Source organism: Plantibacter elymi (nom. nud.) (assembly GCF_900177795.1).
GTDB classification, from domain to species: Bacteria; Actinomycetota; Actinomycetes; order Actinomycetales; family Microbacteriaceae; genus Plantibacter; species Plantibacter elymi.
The window spans coordinates 647,017-665,192 of the sequence record NZ_FXWJ01000002.1 but is presented as its reverse complement, the minus strand read 5'-3'; the positions used below and the strand labels follow the sequence as shown (position 1 = coordinate 665,192).

Sequence of the window (18,176 nt, the reverse complement as noted above, 5' to 3'; positions counted from 1 at the left end):
CTTGCTCGCTCCCGCGCTCGAACATCTCGTCAAGGGGATCGTGGATCACCCGGATGACGTTCGCGTCACGGCACAGAACTCCGCCCGTGGCGAGGTCCTCGAGGTTCGTGTGAACCCCGAGGACCTCGGCCGGGTCATCGGTCGTGCCGGCCGGACGGCCAAAGCCCTGCGCACCCTCGTGGCAGCGCTGGCAGACGGTCGGCGGGTCCGAGTCGACGTGGTCGACACGGACGCCTCCGGCGCCAGCGCGTAGGTGGCGGACGAGACGGAGCCGAAGACCCAGTTGCGGGTCGGTCGGCTCACGAAAGCCCATGGCCTGAAGGGCGCCCTGAAGGTCGAGCTCTACACGGATGAGCCGGAGCACCGGTTCACCCCGGGCTCGACGTTCACGCTCCAGGTCCCCGCAGGATCGAAGTGGCGCGGCAAGACGCTCGAGCTCATCGAACTGCGCTGGTACAACAGCCAGCCGGTCGCCTTCTTCGTCGGCATCTCCGATCGCAGTGAGGCGGAGACCCTCGTGAAAGCGATCCTCTGGGTCGAGCAGGATCCCACCGAGCTGCCGGTCGAAGACGACGCGTGGTACGACCACCAGCTCGTCGGGTTGGCCGTGCACCGCGACGGCGTCGCCGTCGGTACCGTCGCTCGCGTCGACCACTTCCCGGCTCAGGACCTCCTGATCGTGAAGACCGGCGACGGCGAGGTCATGGTCCCGTTCGTCAAGGCGATCGTCCCCACGGTCGACATCGCCGCCGGGATCGTGACGGTCACGCCACCCACCGGCCTGTTCGAGGAACTCCCGGAGGCCGACGACGCCTCCGAGACGACGCCGGCCGGCCCAGTCGAGTCCGAGGCCTCCGACGAGGCTCAGGACGACACCGGAGCGTCGCAGCCGGAGCAGTAGTACTCGTTCCGAGTCGGTCCTCCCGGCTCGGAACACCCATGACGGAGGCGTCGGTTGCGTGCAACCGGCGCCTCCGTCGTCGTTTCCGGCCGATCACGCCGGTACGGGCTCGCCCTGACGGTCACCGTCCGCGACCCGCTCGAGGACCGCGGCGATCCGGCCGGCGCACCCACCGCAGCCAGTACCGGCGCGGGTCGCCTTGCCGATGCAGGCGACCGTGGTGTTGCCAGATCGCGCGGCATCCATGATCCTGCCGACCGTCACGCCGTTGCACGTACAGACGGTGGTCGAAGGGGCGAACGCATCGGCGGAGGCACCGCCTGTCGCGTCCGGCCCGTCGAGCCGGAGGAGGACCGAGCGATCCGCCGGCAGCTCGCCGCCCGCGTCGTACAGGAGCGTCAGCTCGGCCGCCGTGCGTGGCATGCCGACGCAGACGAAGGCGGTCAGGACCCCGGCGCGGGTGATCATCTTGACGTAGCGGCCGTGGTCGGGGTCCGCCCACACCGAGACGCTGCGCGGAGCAGGCGAATGCACGCCGCACGCGTCAGCGGTCGTCGGCTCGAGGTCCCAGGGCTCCGCCTGGACGTCGCCGACCGCGACGACGTCGACCCGCTCGGCCTTGAGTGCGACGGTGCTCGCCCGCTCGACCGGTGGCGGAGCCAGCTCGAGCGGTGGTCCGCCGGCCGCGGCCTCGACCAGGAATCGAGCGGCGAGCCACTCGGCCTGCCGCCATCCTGGGCCGATGAGCCCCGACGGGCCGCCCGGGACGATGCGTTCGCGGCGCAGGTCCGGTGTCGGCGCCAGCACGTGCGCGCAGTCACCGATGGCGAAGATCCGCTCGTCGGACCAGCTGCTGAGGTCTTCGCCGACGAGCACCCCGGACCCGACACGGACCCCGGCGAGGATCGCCAGATCGGAGCGTGCGCTCACCCCGCACGACAGGACGAGCAGATCGCCGGTGATCCGTTTCCCGTCAGCGGTGATCAGCGCGTCGAAGTGCCTCCCGCCCGCGGGGTCGTCCCGATGACCGACCGCCTCGGCGCGGCTGTGTGCGATGACCTCCACTCCTGCTGTCCGCAGCGCCGCGGCGAGCACGGAGCCGCCGCCGCGGTCGAGGTTCCGGGGCATCGGGGTGGCTCCGTGGTGGACGACGACCACGTCGGCGCCGGCGCGAGCGGCGGAGAGCGCGAGCTCCAGTCCCAGGACGCCGGCACCCAGGACGACGATCCGGCCGCCACACCGGACGACCTCGGCGACGGTGTCGGCGTCCGCGAGATCACGCATGGTGCAGACGCCCCGGGGGAGGTCGTGGTCGGACAGCAGCAACGACCGTCCGTACTTCTCGAGCGCCGGGCGGTCACGCTTCCGTCGATCGACGCCGTCGAGCGTCGGAACGTTGGCGCGCGCACCCGTCGCCAGGACGAGGCGGTCGTAGGGGAGCGTCTCCCCGGTGTCGAGTTCGACGGTCCGCGTCTCGCGATCGATCTGCATCGCGGTCGTGCCGCGCAGGACATGGATACCGTCCAGCGCGAGGTCCTCGGCACTGACGAGCGTCATGTCGGCGAGTCCGGTCGAGCCGACCGCGTGATCGGCGACCAGCACCCGGTTGTACGCGTCGACCGGTTCCTGCCCGACCACGGTCACCTGGAGCGAGCCGTCCCGCACGCCGGGGGCGACCTCCTCGGCGAATCGCGCACCGACCGGGCCGAATCCGACCACGACGATGCGCAGTGCGCGACCTGGTCGCGGACTCATCGGAGGGCTCCGGTCGCTGTGGCTTCCGGCAGTGGTGCGCCAGCGGCCGGGCGCAGCCGCACCATCGCGCGCTTGAAGTCCGGCATCCCCGAGATCGGATCGACCGCGTCCTGCGTCAGGAGGTTCGCCGAAGCGTCCCCCGGGTAGTGGAACGGCAGGAAGACGGTGTCGTGACGGATGTCGCCGTCGACACGGGCTCGGACCGTCAGCGTGCCCCGACGGTTCGACACCTCGACCAGTCCGCCCTCGACGATCCCGAGTCGTGCCGCCGTCGCGGGGTGGACCTGGACGAAGACCTCGGGACGGGCGTCGTCGAGCTCGGGGACGCGGCGGGTCTGGGTGCCCGACTGGTAGTGCTCGAGAAGGCGTCCGGTCGTCAGGGTGAGTTCCTCCCCGGTCCCCGGTGACTCCGAGACCTTCGCGGGGCGGACCGGGACGATGCGGGCGAGACCGTCGTCGTGTGCGAACCGTTCCGTGAACAGCCGGGGCGTGCCGACGCTGCCGACGGGGAACGGCCAGTGCGCGGCGAGCCCGGTGTCGAGCAGGGCGTGGCTCAGTCCCGAGTAGTCGGCGAGGCCTCCGGCGGATGCGGCCGCCAACTCGTCGAACACGATCGACGGGTCCAGCTCGAATCGGCCCGGAGCATCGAGACGACGGGCGAGTTCGTGCATGATCCAGAGCTCGCTGCGGACGCCGACCGGGGCATCGAGCGCCCGCCGGCGGCGGATCACACGCCCCTCCAGCGAGGTCATGGTGCCATCCTCCTCCGCCCACTGCGTCGTCGGGAGGACGACGTCCGCGAGTACGGCGGTCTCCGACAGGAAGAAGTCGCAGACGACGAGCAGCTCGAGGCGTCGGAGTCCGTCCCGGACCGTCTGCACGTTCGGAGCGGATACGACGACGTTCGAGCCGTGGACCAGGAGCGCGTGCACACCGTCCGGTTCACCGAGTCGGTTCAAGAGGGCGACGGCCGGCAGCCCGGGACCGGGGATCGATTCGACCGGCACACCCCACACCTCGGCGACGTGACTGCGGGCTTCCGGATCGGTGATCTTGCGGTACCCGGGCAGTTGGTCGCATTTCTGACCGTGTTCGCGGCCGCCCTGGCCGTTGCCCTGGCCGGTGAGCGTGCCGTAGCCCGATCCCGGCCGGCCCGGCAGTCCGAGCACGAGTGCGAGGTTGATGGCGGCGGTGGCCGTGTCGGTGCCGTCGACATGTTGCTCGACGCCGCGACCGGTGAGGATGTAGGTGCCGTCCGAGGCGGCGAGCCGACGAGCCACGTCTCGGAGGACCGGCGCCGGCACGCCGGTCACGGATTGGACGCGTTCCGGCCACCATGCGCTCACGCTGCGGCGCAGGCCGTCCAGCCCGGTCGTGCGCTCGGCCAGGTAGGCCTCGTCGGCGAGTCCTTCGGCGAGGACGATGTGCGTGAGCCCCAGGAGTAGGACCAGATCCGTTCCGGGCGCGGGCTGCACGTGGAGTCCACGACCGGTCTCGGTGAGTCGCGCGGTGGCCGAGCGGCGCGGATCGACCACGACGAGGCCACCGGCGGCCTGAGCACCGACGAGATGACCGATGAACGGGGGCATCGTCTCCGCGACGTTGGATCCGAGGAGCAGGATGGTCGACGCGTCGTCGAGGTCCTCCAGTGGGAACGGCAGCCCCCGGTCGATCCCGAACGCGCGGTTGCCCGCTGCCGCGGCGGACGACATGCAGAACCGACCGTTGTAGTCGATCCGGCTCGTCCCGATCGCGATCCTCGCGAACTTGCCCAGCTGGTAGGCCTTCTCGTTCGTGAGGCCACCGCCTCCGAAGACCCCGATCGCGTCCGCCCCGCGCTCACCGCGGATGCGGAGGATGGTCGATGCGACGAGATCGAGGGCCGCATCCCAGCTCGTCTCGACCAGCGCACCGGTGGCGTCGCGCACCAAGGGGGTCGTGAGGCGATCGCCCCGCGCGAGGAGCTCGGCCGACGTCCACCCCTTCTTGCAGAGGCCGCCCCGGTTCGTCGGGAAGTCCCGCCCGGCGACGTCGACCGGGAGCCTCGGAGCGACCCCGTCCACCGCCGCCGTTCGGGTGAGGGACATCGCGCACTGCAACGCGCAGTACGGGCAGTGGGTGTCGGTCACCGGGGCGGTGGGACGAGGCATGCGTTGTCCTTCGATCAGGAGCGGGTGGAGCGCCGGCTCAGAGTCGCTGGCCGGCGAGCGACGCGTTCTTGCGGAAGTAGACGAGGAAGGTGACCGCGAACAGGACGACGTACGCGCCGATGAAACCGATGAACGCGGCCGAGTAGCTGCCGGTCGCGCCGTGCGAGAGCCCGAGGATCTGCGGGATCACGAAGCCGCCGTAGGCACCGATCGCGGAGATGAGCCCGAGCGCGGCGGCGGCCTTGCGCTGCGTCCCGACGTCGCCGCTGCGGTGGTGGGCGTCGCGCAGGCCGGATCGCGCCGCGAAGACGCTCGGGATCATGCGGTACGTCGAGCCGTTCCCGACACCGGCGGCGACGAACAGGAGCAGGAAGCACCCGAGGAACAGCCAGAAGTTCGCCAGCGGCAGGGTCCACAGCACCGCGAGCGCCCCCAGGGCCATGACGGCGAACGCGCTCATCGTGACGACGGCCCCACCGAAGCGGTCGGCGAGACGCCCACCGAAGGGTCGTGCCAGCGAGCCGATCAGGGCTCCGAGGAACGCGAGCGAGATCGATGCCGAACCGACGGCGAACGAGGAGAAGTCGGGGAACTGGTCCGCGATGAGCTTGGGGAACACACTCGCGAAGCCGATGAACGAGCCGAAGGTGCCGATGTACAGGAGTGCGAGGAGCCAGAGGTGCGGTTCCCGGAGCGCGGCGGCGGATCCGCGGAGGTCCGCTTTCGCTGACGACAGGTTGTCCATGTATCGGTAGGCGCCGAACATCGCGAGAAGGATGAAGGGGACCCAGATCCATCCGGCGAGGCTCAGGTTGAGAGTGGCGGCGGCTCCGACGGTGACCGCGATGGGGACGACGAACTGCGCGACCGCTGCACCGAGGTTGCCGCCCGCCGCGTTCAGCCCGAGCGCCCAGCCCTTCTCCCGCTGCGGGTAGAAGTAGGTGATGTTCGACATGGAGCTGGCGAAGTTGCCACCGCCGAAGCCGGCGAGCCCGGCGACGACGAGCATGACGCCGAACGGGGTGTCCGGATTGCCCACACACAGCGCGAGCGCGATGGACGGGATGAGGAGCAGCCCCGCCGAGATGATCGTCCAGTTCCGCCCGCCGAAGCGCGGGACCATGAACGAGTACGGGAACCTGAGGGTCGCACCGACGAGGCTCGGCATCGAGATGAGCCAGAAGGTCTCGGCCGTGGAGAACGAGAACCCGGCCGTCGGGAGCATGACGACGACGATGCTCCAGAGCTGCCAGACCACGAAGCCGAGGAACTCCGCGAAGATCGACCACCGGAGGTTCCGCCCGGCGATGCCGCGGCCCTCCCGGTCCCAGAACGCGCTGTCCTCGGGGTTCCACCCGTCGATCCAACGACCGGGTCGGTGGGTCAGGGCGACCGGGGTGACGGTCGGTGTCGCCGTGGTCGGTGGGGCGTCGGCTGCTTCGAGGTTCGTGGTCATGGCTGCTCCGAGCGTTCGGTGAAGCGGGACGGGACGTGTGCTGTCTCCGAAGCTACCGACGCCGTGTTTCGGTGCCCCACCCGCGAGGTAACACCTGGATAACCGCCTGCTCACAGGCACTCATCACCCTGGTGAGGCGGATGACCGCGCGCGGTCCAGGGACCGGACCGGCCGCCGTCAGACGTCGAGGCGGTAGCCGCGCTTGACGATCGTGTTGATGAGTCCGGGGACGCCGAGCGTCTGGCGGAGGCGGCTCATCTGCACTTCGAGCGCGTGATGGTCCGCGGCTGCGGGCAGCGCGTCGGCCAGTGCGGAGCGCGAGAGGACGGCTCCGTTCGCGCGGACCAGGGCGCGGAGGAGCGCGAGGGAGTTCGGGGGGAGCCGGACCCTGGACCCGGGCAGCTCCACGATGGCGCCACGGATGGCGATCGGGCCGTGCAGCGTCTCGGCTCGGAGGATCGCGTGCTGCTCGAGGTGTTCGCACAGCAGCCGGATGAGCGCCCCCATGCGGAACCGCTCGGGGACGATGGGCCGGATGTCCTGAGCGAGCAGTGGGGCCGCCGTGACCGGGCCGACCGCTGCGCACAGCACGTCGCGACGGAAGGCGTCGACGACGGCGTCCTCCTGACCGAGTGCTTCCGCGGCCGTGAACAGGGCGACGACCGACGGGGCACTCGTGAAGGTGACCGCGTCGAGCGAGCCGCTCACGATCGCCTCGACGAGTCGCCGCACGCGCTCGTCGGTCGCGTCGGGGTCCGTCCACCGGTACGGGGCGACCGTGTGCACCTCCTGGTGGACGGCACGGAGCCGTTCGAGCTGGCGCTCGTCGGTGTACCCGTGGAGCTGAACGGCGACGCGGAGACCAGCCGGGTAGTCGGCGACGACCTTGTCGACGAGGGAGGCGGTGGTCTCGCGGTCGCTCATGCCCACGTCGTTCAGGCCGGCCGCTCGGATGGCACCGCGTGCCTTGGGCCCACGGACGAGGATGGCCGTCTCGGCCAGCGCTTCGAGGAGTTCGTCGCCGAGTCCAGCGGCGTCCGCGACCTCGAACCACCGTCGGATGCCGTACGAGGTCGTGGCGAGCAGGACATCGGGGCGTGCGGCGATGATGTCGCGGGTGTCGTCGATGAGGGGCTCGTCATGCTGTGCGTGCGCGATCCGGAGGGTCGGTGCGTGCACGACGGTGGCACCGCGCCGCTCGAAGGCGTCGATGAGGTCCTGCGATCGACGGTCGCTCGTCACCCCGATCCGGAAGCCCTCGAGCTGGTCCGCGCGGAATCCCGGAACCGGGGTCGTGACGTCCGGGCCGGCGTCAGCGGCCGGCGGGGTGGTGTCGGTCACGCCGATGCCCCCAGACGTTCGGCCCGCGCCAGCAGTTCCGAGGCCTCGGCGTCACCGTCGAAGGCGAAGGCGACGACGTGGCCGATCACGATGACCGCCGGTGACCGCACACCGGCGGCTGCGGCGACGTGGAGGATCGTCCCGAGGTCTGCCACGGTGGTGCGCTGGGTCTCGCTGTAGCCGCGCTCGATGATCGCGACAGGGGTGTCGGCGGCGAGCCCCGAGGTGAGGAGCCCGTGGGAGATTGAGGGCAGCGTGCCGACGCCCATGAGGACGACGATCGTCCCGCCCAGTCCGGCGAGGTGACGGTGTTCCTCGTCGGAGAGCGGCGCGTGACCGCTGACAACGGTGAAGAGGTGACTCAGATTCCGGTGGGTGAGGGGGATGCCTGCCGCCGCGGGCACGGCGACGGAACTCGAGACGCCAGGGATCACGCGGACGGGGACGCCCGCGCGGTGGCAGGCCAGGACTTCCTCGCTGCCGCGCCCGAAGACGTACGGGTCGCCTCCCTTGAGCCGGACGACCGCCGCGCCGTCGAGCGCGTGTCGCACCATGACCGTCTCGATGCCGTCCTGGCCGATCGGGTGATGGCCGGGGCGCTTGCCGACGTCGACGAGGAGCGCGTTCGGGGCGAGCTCGGGGAGGGCGTCGTGGGGTGCGAGCCGGTCGTAGAGGACCACGTCCGCGTCGCGGAGGGCCTCGACGGCGGCGACGGTCAGCAGCGCGGGATCGCCCGGTCCGCCGCCGACGAGCGTGACCCTGCCTGGACCCGACATCTATGCCCCTTCCCTCACTGGAATGGTAGGCCCTGCGAGATAGACGGCCTCGCCGCGCTCGATCTCCTCCGTCGTCGCGGGCCGGTACTGGCCTCGCTCCGCGACCCGCGCGAGTCGCGGTTCGGCGTCGCCCGGCTCGTTGACGAAGGACCGGAACCGGCGGAGGCGCTCCGGGTCGGCGAGGGTCGCCGCCCACTCGTCCTCGTACCCGTCCACATGGGCGGCCATGGCCTGTTCGAGTTCGGCGGCGAGTCCGAGCGAGTCCTCGACGACGACCTCCCGCACGTGGTCGAGTCCGCCGTCGAGATCCTCCATCCACCTGGCGGTGCGCTGCAGTCGATCCGCCGTCCGGATGTAGTACATGAGGTAGCGGTCGATGTACCGGATGAGCGTCTCGTCGTCGAGGTCTCCGGCGAGGAGCTGCGCGTGGGTCGGCTGAAACCCTCCGTTGCCGCCGACGTACAGGTTCCAGCCCTGCTCGGTGGCGATGATCCCCACATCCTTGCCACGTGCTTCGGCGCACTCGCGCGCGCACCCCGAGACCCCGAACTTGAACTTGTGCGGTGCCCGGAGGCCGCGGTACCGGAGTTCGAGGTGGACCGCCATGCCCACGGAGTCCTGCACGCCGAAGCGGCACCAGCTGGAGCCGACACAGCTCTTCACGTTGCGGAGCGACTTCCCGTACGCCTGTCCGGACTCGAAGCCGGCGTCGACGAGGATGCGCCAGATGTCGGGCAGCTGTTCGAGGCGCGCGCCGAACAGGTCGATGCGTTGACCGCCCGTGATCTTCGTGTACAGCCCGTAGTCGGTGGCGACCTGCGCGATCACCGCGAGCTTCTGCGGTGTGATCTCGCCACCGGGGATCCGGGGGACCACGGAGTAGGTGCCGTCCTTCTGCATGTTCGCGAGCGCACGGTCGTTCGTGTCCTGCAGCGTCCCCCGACCGCCGTCGAGGATGTACCCACCCTGCTGGCTGGCCAGGATGGAACCGACCACCGGCTTACACACGTCGCAGCCGCGGCCGGTGCCGTAGCGCGCGAGGATCTCGTCGAAGGAGGTGAGGCCGAGCACCCGGATGGTCTCGAACAGCTCCTGGCGGGACAGTTCGAAGTGTTCGCAGAGTGCCCGCGAGACGGCGATGCCGGACTTCGTCAGCTCCGTCTCGAGGATCTTCTTCACGAGCGGGACGCAGGAGCCGCACTGGGTCCCGGCACGGGAGCAGGTCTTGAGGGCCCCCAGCTCGGTGCACGCCTCGCCGTGCACGCCCGCGATCGCGTCGCGGACGGTCCCCGCGGTGACGGCGTTGCATGCGCAGACGAGCGCTGCGTCGGGGAGCTCGTCCCCGGCCGGTGCCTCGATCCCTGAGGCCGACAGGTAGGCGGCCGGCTCACTCGACAGCTCAGCGCCGAGGAGCGGACGCAGCGAGGCGTAGGGCGAGGCGTCGCCGACGAAGACCCCGCCCAGGAGGGTCTTGGCGTCGTCCGTCATGACGAGCTTCTGGTACAGCCCGCGCGCCGGGTCCGCGTACACGATCTCGAGACTGTGCTCGGTGCGCGCGAGTGCGTCGCCGAAACTCGCGACGTCGACACCGGAGAGCTTGAGTTTCGTCGCGTCGTCGACGATCGTGAACTCCGCCTGGCCACCGAGCAGCCGATCCGCGACGACCTCGGCCATCGCGTTCGCCGGCGCGACGAGACCGGTGCATCGACCGTCGAAGCACGCGACCTCGCCGATGGCCCAGACACCAGGCGCAGACGTCCTGCAGTCGGTCCCGATCACGACACCGCCGCGGTCACCGAGCTCGATCCCGGCATCGCGGGCCAGCTCGTCCCTGGCGCGGATACCGATCGCGAACACCACGATGTCGACGTCGACCTGCTGGCCGCTCGAGAACTTCACGCCCGAGACACCGCCCTGCTCGTCCACGAGGATCGACCGGGGCCTCGTCCCCAGGTGCAGACCGATGCCCTGGCCGCCGATGATGCGCCCGAGGGCTCGACCGGCTCCCTCGTCCAGCTGGGCGGACATGAGCCACGACCCGGAGTGCACGACGCTCGCCTCGGCACCGAGCCGTGCCGCACCACCGGCAGCCTCGAGCCCGAGCAACCCGCCGCCGGCGACGATCACCCGGGCGGGACGACCTCGCAGGGAGCCGATTCGCTCGATCTCCGACACCAGCAGGTCCACGTCGTCGATCGTCCGGTAGACGAGGGCGTGTTCCGAACCATCGATCTCGGGCACCGGGGCCGAGGAGCCGGTCGCCAGGACCAGCTCGTCGTACGCGACGACCCGCCCCAGGGAGGTGTGCACCGTCCGGGCCTCGCGGTCGATCCGCTCGGCGCGTTCGCCCAGCAGGAGCGACACGTGCTGCTCGTCCCAGACGCCCGTCGGCGCGAGCGTGAGGTCGATCGCCGCATCGTCGAGACGCTTGCTCAGCGCCACACGATCGTAGGGACGGTGGAGCTCCTCGCAGACGACCGTGATGTGCATCGTGCGCCCGGCATCGCGACTGTGCAGGGCGTCGACCAGACGGTGCGCGGCCGGGCCGCCACCGACCACGACGACGCGACGCGGCAGATCTCCTGCGGTGGGATCGATCATCATGGGCCCCCTCGGCTCGTGTTCCAGCGAGCGTACTGACGCGGCGTTTCCGGACCGTTGCCCGCATGTGTCCCGAACGCGTCCAGGACCGCACACGACGCCCGGGCGGATGTGAGGTCGGTTTCACCTCACGGAAACGTCACGGGTGATCCGACGAAACACCCCACCCGTAGCGTCGGTGCTCCGACGCACGACCAGGAGGCCGACGATGAGCATCACGATGCAGGAGCACACCGGGCGGACGGCGCTCGCCGAGTGGCGACGCGTCTGCGCCATCGACGACCTCGAGCTCTCCTGGGGCGAGGTGGCGTTGCTCCGAGCCCGGCAGATCGCGGTGTTCCGTATCGGGGCCGATGAGGTCTACGCCGTCGACCATCGGGACCCGCACACGGACGCGCCGGTGATGGCTCGCGGCATCGTCGGTTCCCGAGGGGAGCGACCGACGATCGCGTCACCGCTGCACAAGCAGGTGTACGACCTCGGCACGGGTGAGTGCTTCACCGACCCGAACCTCTTCCTCCAGACCTTCCGCACCCGCATCGTGGGCGGTTTCGTGGAGATCGAGCTGGGGGAGGACGCATGACCCTGCTCGAGGCCGCGGTTCGCCGCCTGCAGACGCGTCCGCGGACGGGTCCGGCGCTCCTGGCCGTGTCCCACGGGACGAGTTGCCCGATCGGACAGGCCTCCGTCGCCGCGCTCGTCGACGCCGTCGGACGGGCGCGTGCCGACCTCCACGTCGCCGGCGGCTTCGTCGACGTCCAGCAGCCCGACGTCCCGGCCACCCTCGGTTCGATCGAGCCCGAGCGGCCCGCGGTGGTCGTGCCCTTGCTCCTGTCCGCGGGGTTCCACGTCCACGTCGACCTCGTCGAGGACCTCGAGGCGACGGATCGGCCGACGGCACTCGGGCGGGCGATGGGACCGGACGACCGCCTCGTGACGGTCCTCGCCAGGCGACTGGAGGCGCTGCACGTGACGCCCGATGATCGGATCGTGCTCGGAGCGGCCGGGTCCACCGACGCCAGGGCCGTCGCCGACTGCGTCGACATGGGACGTCGGCTGGAATCGCGACTGCGTGTGCCGGTCGAGACGGCGTTCGTCTCCGCGGCTCAGCCGTCGGTGCCCGACGCGGTGGCGGCGGCGCGAACGAGCCGACCGCGAGGGCGGGTCATCATCGCCACCTACCTGCTGGCGCCCGGCTACTTCGCGAGGCTGCTCGAGGAGGCGGGAGCGGACCTCGTGACGCCGCCGCTCCTCCACCTCGGAGAGGTTCCCGATCCCGGCATCGTCGACCTCGTGGTCGACCGCTACGAGGAGGCTTCGGCCGGACTGTCGGGCTGACCGACGCGACCGGGACGACGACCGTCGCGCGAATAGACTGCTCCTCATGCGCATCGACATCGTCACGATCTTCCCGACCTTCTTCGATGCCCTGGACCTCTCGCTGCTCGGCAAGGCGAAGCAGAGCGGGCTCATCGATTTGGACGTCCACGACCTGCGGGATTCGACGCACGACCGTCACCGCACCGTCGACGACACCCCGTACGGCGGGGGAGCCGGCATGGTCATGAAGCCGGAGCCCTGGGGTGAGGCGCTCGACGGCATCCTGGGTGACGACACCGAGGACGAGCCGCTCGTCATCTTCCCGTCTCCTGCGGGTGAGGTGTTCACGCAGGCCATGGCCCGCGAGCTCGCGGCCGAGCCGCACCTCGTCTTCGGCTGCGGCCGGTACGAGGGCATCGACCACCGCGTCTTCGACCACACCGCCAGCCGAGCGCGGGTCCGCCTGGTGAGCCTCGGCGACTACGTCCTCAACGGGGGAGAGGTCGCCGTGATGGCGATGATCGAGGCGATCGGTCGGCTCGTCCCGGGGGTCGTCGGCAACCCCGAGAGTCTGGTCGAGGAGTCGCACGAAGACGGGCTCCTCGAGTACCCGAGCTACACGAAGCCCGCCGAGTGGCGAGGACTCCCGGTACCGCCGGTGCTGCTGAGCGGCAACCACGGTGCGATCGCCACCTGGCGTCGTCAGCAGCAGATCGAGCGGACCCGCGAGGTCCGCCCGGATCTGCTGCCCGCTGACGGGCCCGACGCCTGAGCGCGCCGGGGTCCTGTGCGTGACGGTTGTCAGGGCCGACGTCGCACGGCGGCGGCGATGCCGGCGACGACGAGGACGGCCCCGGTCGCGATGATCGCCCCGGTGATCCACCCCAGGGGGTCGATGCGCACCTCGGTGAGATTGGTGACGAGCATGGCCCCGGCGAAGACGAGCAGGAGCACACCCCAGAGGATCGTGCCGAAGCGCGGCGCCCGACCACCTCGATCCGTCGTGCCGACATCGGCCCTCGGCTCACCGGCCGTCGGCGCTGTGGCCGGCTGTGCAGTGGTCGGTCGCGTGTCGTCCGACTCCACGGCGGCCGTCTGATCGGTCGCCGACGGAGCCGATTCCGTCGCCGCGTCGACTGGGAACGACATGCTCGTCGCTCCGGTCCGGTCGTCCTGTTCGCTCATCGTCCCGCCTCCGCTTCCTCGGTCACGACGGCGCTGCCGGCGACCGTCCACACCCGTACCCGCGTCGTGTCTCCTGACGCCGTACGTCCGTACCGTGCCTCATCCTGGAAGAGGGCTCCGCCGCGGCGGTCCGTCCGGTCCCGACCATCGCGTCCCGTCTCGAGGGTGCCCGCGATCGCTGAGAACTCGACGATCACCGGCACGTCCTCGGGGATGAGCACGTCGACCTCTCCTGCGAGGATCCACACGTCGATCGTGCCACCGCGCAAGGCGTCGTCGTCGGCGAGCTCGCCGAGGTCGAGCGTGGGTTGGCCGGCGATCATCACGTAGCCGCGTCGGTCGTCCGCATCCGTCGACGTCACGGTCCAGGTCGTGCGTCCGACCGGCAGGAAGGAGGAGCCGAGGGGGAACACCCCGGTGGCGAGCAAGGAGATCACGGCGGCCCAGGTGAACAGTCCGAGCCAGCCGCTCTCCCGTCCGCTGATGCCTGCGACGATCGTCGCGACAGCGAGCGCACCGAGCGCTGCGGCGAGCCCGATGACCACGACGACCGGGATCGAGAACCCGGCGCTCGCCGCGATGACGGCCGCGCCGGCACCGGCGAGCAGTGCCAGCCCGAGGGTGATGGCCACGAAGGCCGCTCCAGGACGCTGCGCACGACGCTCTCGAGCCTTCGTCTCGCGCTCGGCCTGCTGCTCGGCTCGCTGGCGGCTCATCTCATCCCGGAACTCCTGACTCGTCCAGCCGCGCTGGTGGCTCGGAGCTCCGTTCCACGCGGTGGCGGTGGTGGCTCCAGGGAGTGGGACGGTCGCGCTCGCATCACCAGGCGAACCGTCGGCCTTCGCGAGCGACACCGGGTTCGCGGCACCGGGGGACGCCGGGGCCGGGCCGGTAGGGCCCGCGGGGGAGGCCGTGGGCGATGGTGCCGTCGGCTTCGGGATCGAGGCGTCGCTGGTCCACGGGTCGCGCTGCGGCGGTGTCTCAGGTGGAGTCGCCCGCCCAGGGTCGCGGCGGGAGAACATCACGATCAGCCAGACCGCCGCGGCGACCAAGGCGATCACCCAACCGGCGGTCATGGTCGACTCCAGCCACCCCGGCAGGTTCCACGCATGCGGCACGCCGTCCCACCAGAGGCCGCGCATGAACGGCACGACGGTGAGGACCGCGAGGATGCCGATCGCGACGATCGCCGGGTCGAAGACGCCCCGGATCGCACGCTCGAGGTGGATCCGACCCTGTTGGTCGGGGATGAGCGCCCAGCCCGCGGCGTAGACGAAGAGGACCGGCCCGCCCAGGATCGCGATGACGATGAGGGCTCCGCGCACGATCATCGGATCGAGGCCGAGCCGGGCCGCGACACCACCGGCGACACCGCCGAGCCACGAGTCGCTCGAGCGACGGAGACCGGTGGACCGCCACCAGTCGAAGAAGCGGGTCGTCGGATCCTGCGGGGCTGGTGTCCCCGGTTCTGCTCCGGTGGGCGGCGTGCTGTGGTTCGTCATGGTCCGATTCTGGCGAAGCGTCCGGGTCGGGCCCATCCGGTATGACCCTGAGTGCACCCTGATCCTGCCGTCCCAGGGTGCCGACCGCACCCCGAACTGCTTGGATGGCTCCATGGGAACCGAGGTGATGATCCGTCCGAGGCGCCGCCTGCTCGGCGGTGTCTGCGCCGGCTTCGCCGAGCACACCGGTCTCCCCGTCGCCGCGGTACGGACGGCGACGGTCATCCTCGCGTGCTGCGGCGGAGCGGGCCTGCTCCTCTACGTGTGGCTGTGGGTCATGACGCCGACGCAGGGCGCGGACGCACCGCTCGATCCCCGGGAGCACCTGCTCCGGCCGGCCTCCACCGATGACGGAGGCGACCTCGACGGCCCCCGTCGCGCGCCGATCACGGAGGTGCTGCTCGGGATCGCCCTGCTCGCGGCCGGGACCGCGCTGATCGCGACCCGGACCGGGCTGGACATCCCGCTCGAGGCCGTCATCCCCGTCATCGTCGTCCTCGCGGGAGCCGCACTCGCGTGGCGGCAGTTCGGCGAGCGTGGTCGCGGGGAGGGCTCACGTGCCCTCCTGATCCGCGTGCTCGGAGCGCTCGTCCTCGTCGTCCTCGGCATCCTCCTGTTCTTCGTCACCGGTGACCGCCCGAACATGTGGACGGTCATCGTCGCAGCGATCGCCGTGCTCCTCGGGGTCGCCGTGGTCATCGCCCCGTGGGCGCTCCAGCTCAACCGCGACCTCGCCGACGAGCGCGCCGCGCGGATGCGCGAGGCCGACCGCGCCGAGATCGCCGCGCATCTGCACGACTCCGTGCTCCAGACGCTCGCACTCATTCAGCAGCAGGCCGGTCCGGGAAGTGAGGCGTCCCGTCTCGCGCGGGCGCAAGAGCGCGAGCTGCGGAACTGGCTCTTCTCCGGCGGGACTGCTCCGACGGGCGACCTCGCGACCGAGCTGCGGACCATCGCGGCCGCGGTGGAGGCCGACCACGCGGTGCGCGTCGACGTCGTAGCGGTCGGGCGTGCGATCGACGACGCTCCGGAGCCGCTCCTCGCCGCCGCACGGGAGGCGGTGCTCAACGCGGCACGTCACGCCGGTGGCGACGTCTCCGTCTATCTGGAGACGGCGCCGCAGCGGATCGAGGTGTCGATCTCCGACCGCGGCCCCGGCTTCGACCTGGAACAGGTCCCGCGGGACCGCCTCGGGGTCCGGGAGTCGATCATCGGCCGCATGCAGCGCATCGGTGGCGAGGCGACCATCCGTTCGGGGCCCGGCGGACGAGGTACCGAGGTCCGTCTCATCCTGCCCGTCCACGACACCGCACCGCCCGCGCCGCAGCCCGACCCCGTCCCGACCGTTCCGAGGAGCCGACCATGAGCGACCGACCACTGACCGTCGTGATCGTCGACGACCATTCGATCTTCCGTTCCGGCCTGCGCAGCGAACTCGATCCCGGCATCGAGGTGCTGGGGGAGGCCGGCGACGTGGAGGAGGCGATCCGGGTGATCGGGGAGACGCGCCCTCAGGTCGTGCTGCTCGACGTCCACCTGCCGGGTGGTGCCGGCGGCGGTGGCGCGGACGTGATCGCCGGGTCGGTGTCGATCGCGCCTGCTACCCGGTTCCTCGCGCTCAGCGTCTCGGACGCCGCCGAGGACGTGGTCCGGGTGATCAGGGCCGGCGCCCGTGGGTACATCACGAAGAGTTCCTCTGGGGCCGAGGTCGCGGAGGCCGCACGGCGGGTCGACGACGGCGACGCGGTCTTCTCACCCCGGCTCGCGGGATTCGTCCTGGACGCCTTCGGTGCCGTGACGGGGGAGACGGCGGAGTCCGTCGACGAGCTCGACCGGCTGTCCGCCCGTGAGCAGGAGGTCATGCGCCTCATCGCCCGCGGCTACGCCTACAAGGAGGTCGCGACGGAGCTGTTCATCTCCGTGAAGACCGTGGAGACCCACGTGTCGAGCGTGCTGCGCAAGCTGCAGCTGTCCTCGCGCCACGAACTCGCCGCCTGGGCTCTGCAGCGCAAGCTCCTCTGACCACTCGGGCCGGGACCGACATCGGCCGACAGCGAACGACCAGTGCGCGCTCAGGAGCCCGGCGGTAGCCTGAGAGACATGATCATCCGTCGGGCGTTCTACTACTGGCGATTCGCCGCGATCTTCGTGCTGCCCGCCTGGCCGTTCGTCGGATGGGGACTCTTCGGCGAGAGCGGCTGGAGCCTGTTCGGACTCTTCATCGCCATGCCGATCCTCGCCATCGCGCTCGCCGCGATCGCGTTCCTCATCTCCGCCAGGGCCAGCGTCCGGACGACGAAGCTCGTGTCCTGGACAGACGTCGGCCTGCTTACGCTCTGGCACATCACGATCATCTGCTTCGGCTCCTTCAGCTCGGGCGTCGCCCTCTGGGCGGTCCTCGGCGTCGTCGCGGGCCTCGCCGCCTTCTGGGGTGTCATCGCGCAACTCATCTCCGAGACGGCGCGCCGCGCCCGCGAGACGATGGCCGAGTTCGAGCGCATGGCCGCTGCAGCCGGTCCGGGCACGGTCCCCGGATCGGCGATCCCGCCGCAGCCGCGGTTCGATCCCGGTCCGATCGACGGCGGCGAGTTCATCGTGATCGAGGAGTCGAAGCCCGACGAGCGCCGCTGAGCGGTCGTATCCACCGCTGACGCCTGTGCCGTCCGGGGCCCGGTTTCCCATCCGGGGCCCTTTCATGACACAATTGCTGTTTGTGCCTCCGCAGTTCTGCCACAGGGGAACGCCGGCATCGGGCACACCCTTCCTTCCGAACGTATTCAGCGGTCGACCTGTGGCGGTCGCAGAGATGGAATCATCATGCACATTCTCGACTCAGTCGATGCAGCATCCCTCAAGTCGGACATCCCCGACTTCCGCGCCGGCGACAACGTCAAGGTGCACGTGAACATCATCGAGGGCAACAAGTCCCGTATCCAGGTCTTCCAGGGTGTCGTCATCGGCCGCTCCAACGAGGGTGTCCGCGAGACCTTCACGGTCCGCAAGGTGAGCTACCAGGTCGGCGTCGAGCGTACCTTCCCGGTCCACTCCCCGAACATCGACCACATCGAGGTCGTCACCCGCGGTGACGTCCGTCGCGCGAAGCTGTACTACCTCCGCGAACTCCGTGGCAAGAAGGCGAAGATCAAGGAGAAGCGCGACAACTAGTCGTCCTCCCGGTCGCCGTCCGCG

The 18,176-nt window shown here is 70.5% G+C and carries 17 protein-coding genes; 9 read left to right on the top strand and 8 right to left on the bottom strand.

Going from position 1 to position 18,176, the window contains the following annotated elements; translation table 11 throughout:
- The first annotated feature begins 1 nt into the window (after position 1).
- A complete protein-coding gene (locus CCK91_RS07990; protein ID WP_064296312.1) occupies positions 2 to 253 on the top strand; it encodes an RNA-binding protein in 252 nt (83 codons plus the stop codon).
- Positions 254 to 901 (top strand): ribosome maturation factor RimM, encoded by a 648-nt coding sequence (rimM, locus tag CCK91_RS07985; RefSeq protein ID WP_242664456.1) that lies wholly within the window; start codon positions 254 to 256, stop codon positions 899 to 901.
- Between the two features lie 93 nt (positions 902 to 994).
- Here the strand turns inward: rimM and CCK91_RS07980 are convergent, their stop codons facing one another.
- The 6 genes from CCK91_RS07980 to nirB form a co-directional block, all read right to left on the bottom strand.
- The gene (locus CCK91_RS07980) at positions 995 to 2,656 is read right to left on the bottom strand and encodes an FAD-dependent oxidoreductase (protein ID WP_086473568.1); all 1,662 of its coding nucleotides are present in this window, start codon (positions 2,654 to 2,656) and stop codon (positions 995 to 997) included.
- Positions 2,653 to 4,806, bottom strand: coding sequence for a molybdopterin oxidoreductase family protein (locus tag CCK91_RS07975; RefSeq protein WP_086473567.1), 2,154 nt, complete (start codon positions 4,804 to 4,806; stop codon positions 2,653 to 2,655). The genes CCK91_RS07980 and CCK91_RS07975 overlap by 4 nt, the downstream gene beginning before the upstream one ends.
- Positions 4,807 to 4,843: 37 nt before the next feature.
- On the bottom strand, positions 4,844 to 6,262 hold the full coding sequence (locus tag CCK91_RS07970) for an MFS transporter (protein WP_086473566.1): 1,419 nt from the start codon (positions 6,260 to 6,262) through the stop codon (positions 4,844 to 4,846).
- A gap of 177 nt (positions 6,263 to 6,439) precedes the next feature.
- Entirely contained in the window at positions 6,440 to 7,603 is a 1,164-nt protein-coding gene (locus CCK91_RS07965; RefSeq protein WP_086473565.1) for a uroporphyrinogen-III synthase, read from the bottom strand.
- Positions 7,600 to 8,379, bottom strand: a complete 780-nt coding sequence (gene cobA, locus CCK91_RS07960) for a uroporphyrinogen-III C-methyltransferase (RefSeq protein ID WP_086473564.1) — start codon at positions 8,377 to 8,379, stop codon at positions 7,600 to 7,602. Before cobA ends, CCK91_RS07965 begins: the two co-directional genes overlap by 4 nt.
- Positions 8,380 to 10,983 (bottom strand): nitrite reductase large subunit NirB, encoded by a 2,604-nt coding sequence (nirB, locus tag CCK91_RS07955; protein WP_369821877.1) that lies wholly within the window; start codon positions 10,981 to 10,983, stop codon positions 8,380 to 8,382.
- A 205-nt stretch (positions 10,984 to 11,188) separates the two neighbouring features.
- Here nirB and nirD point away from each other — a divergent pair, with 205 nt between their 5' ends.
- From nirD to trmD, 3 genes are read left to right on the top strand one after another with little or no spacing between them, the layout of a single operon-like run.
- Positions 11,189 to 11,563, top strand: a complete 375-nt coding sequence (nirD, locus tag CCK91_RS07950) for a nitrite reductase small subunit NirD (RefSeq protein WP_086473563.1) — start codon at positions 11,189 to 11,191, stop codon at positions 11,561 to 11,563.
- Positions 11,560 to 12,318 carry a sirohydrochlorin chelatase gene (locus tag CCK91_RS07945; protein ID WP_086473562.1) on the top strand — a complete coding sequence of 253 codons (759 nt, stop codon included), beginning with the start codon at positions 11,560 to 11,562 and terminating at the stop codon, positions 12,316 to 12,318. The genes nirD and CCK91_RS07945 overlap by 4 nt, the downstream gene beginning before the upstream one ends.
- Positions 12,319 to 12,364: 46 nt before the next feature.
- Positions 12,365 to 13,072 (top strand): tRNA (guanosine(37)-N1)-methyltransferase TrmD, encoded by a 708-nt coding sequence (gene trmD / locus CCK91_RS07940; RefSeq protein ID WP_086473561.1) that lies wholly within the window; start codon positions 12,365 to 12,367, stop codon positions 13,070 to 13,072.
- A 29-nt stretch (positions 13,073 to 13,101) separates the two neighbouring features.
- Here the strand turns inward: trmD and CCK91_RS07935 are convergent, their stop codons facing one another.
- Positions 13,102 to 13,485: a hypothetical protein gene (locus tag CCK91_RS07935; protein WP_086473560.1), complete on the bottom strand. Its 384-nt coding sequence runs from the start codon at positions 13,483 to 13,485 to the stop codon at positions 13,102 to 13,104.
- Positions 13,482 to 14,987, bottom strand: coding sequence for a PspC domain-containing protein (locus CCK91_RS07930; protein ID WP_165767006.1), 1,506 nt, complete (start codon positions 14,985 to 14,987; stop codon positions 13,482 to 13,484). The genes CCK91_RS07935 and CCK91_RS07930 overlap by 4 nt, the downstream gene beginning before the upstream one ends.
- Positions 14,988 to 15,099: 112 nt before the next feature.
- Between CCK91_RS07930 and CCK91_RS07925 the strand changes: the two genes are divergently transcribed.
- The 4 genes from CCK91_RS07925 to rplS all read left to right on the top strand — a co-directional run bounded on the left by CCK91_RS07925 (position 15,100) and on the right by rplS (position 18,152).
- Entirely contained in the window at positions 15,100 to 16,353 is a 1,254-nt protein-coding gene (locus CCK91_RS07925; RefSeq protein ID WP_086473820.1) for an ATP-binding protein, read from the top strand.
- The gene (locus tag CCK91_RS07920; protein ID WP_064296318.1) at positions 16,350 to 17,009 is read left to right on the top strand and encodes a LuxR C-terminal-related transcriptional regulator; all 660 of its coding nucleotides are present in this window, start codon (positions 16,350 to 16,352) and stop codon (positions 17,007 to 17,009) included. Before CCK91_RS07925 ends, CCK91_RS07920 begins: the two co-directional genes overlap by 4 nt.
- A gap of 78 nt (positions 17,010 to 17,087) precedes the next feature.
- The gene (locus tag CCK91_RS07915) at positions 17,088 to 17,618 is read left to right on the top strand and encodes a hypothetical protein (RefSeq protein ID WP_086473558.1); all 531 of its coding nucleotides are present in this window, start codon (positions 17,088 to 17,090) and stop codon (positions 17,616 to 17,618) included.
- 186 nt (positions 17,619 to 17,804) lie between these two features.
- Positions 17,805 to 18,152 (top strand): 50S ribosomal protein L19, encoded by a 348-nt coding sequence (rplS, locus tag CCK91_RS07910; RefSeq protein ID WP_056006851.1) that lies wholly within the window; start codon positions 17,805 to 17,807, stop codon positions 18,150 to 18,152.
- The last annotated feature ends 24 nt before the right edge of the window (positions 18,153 to 18,176 follow it).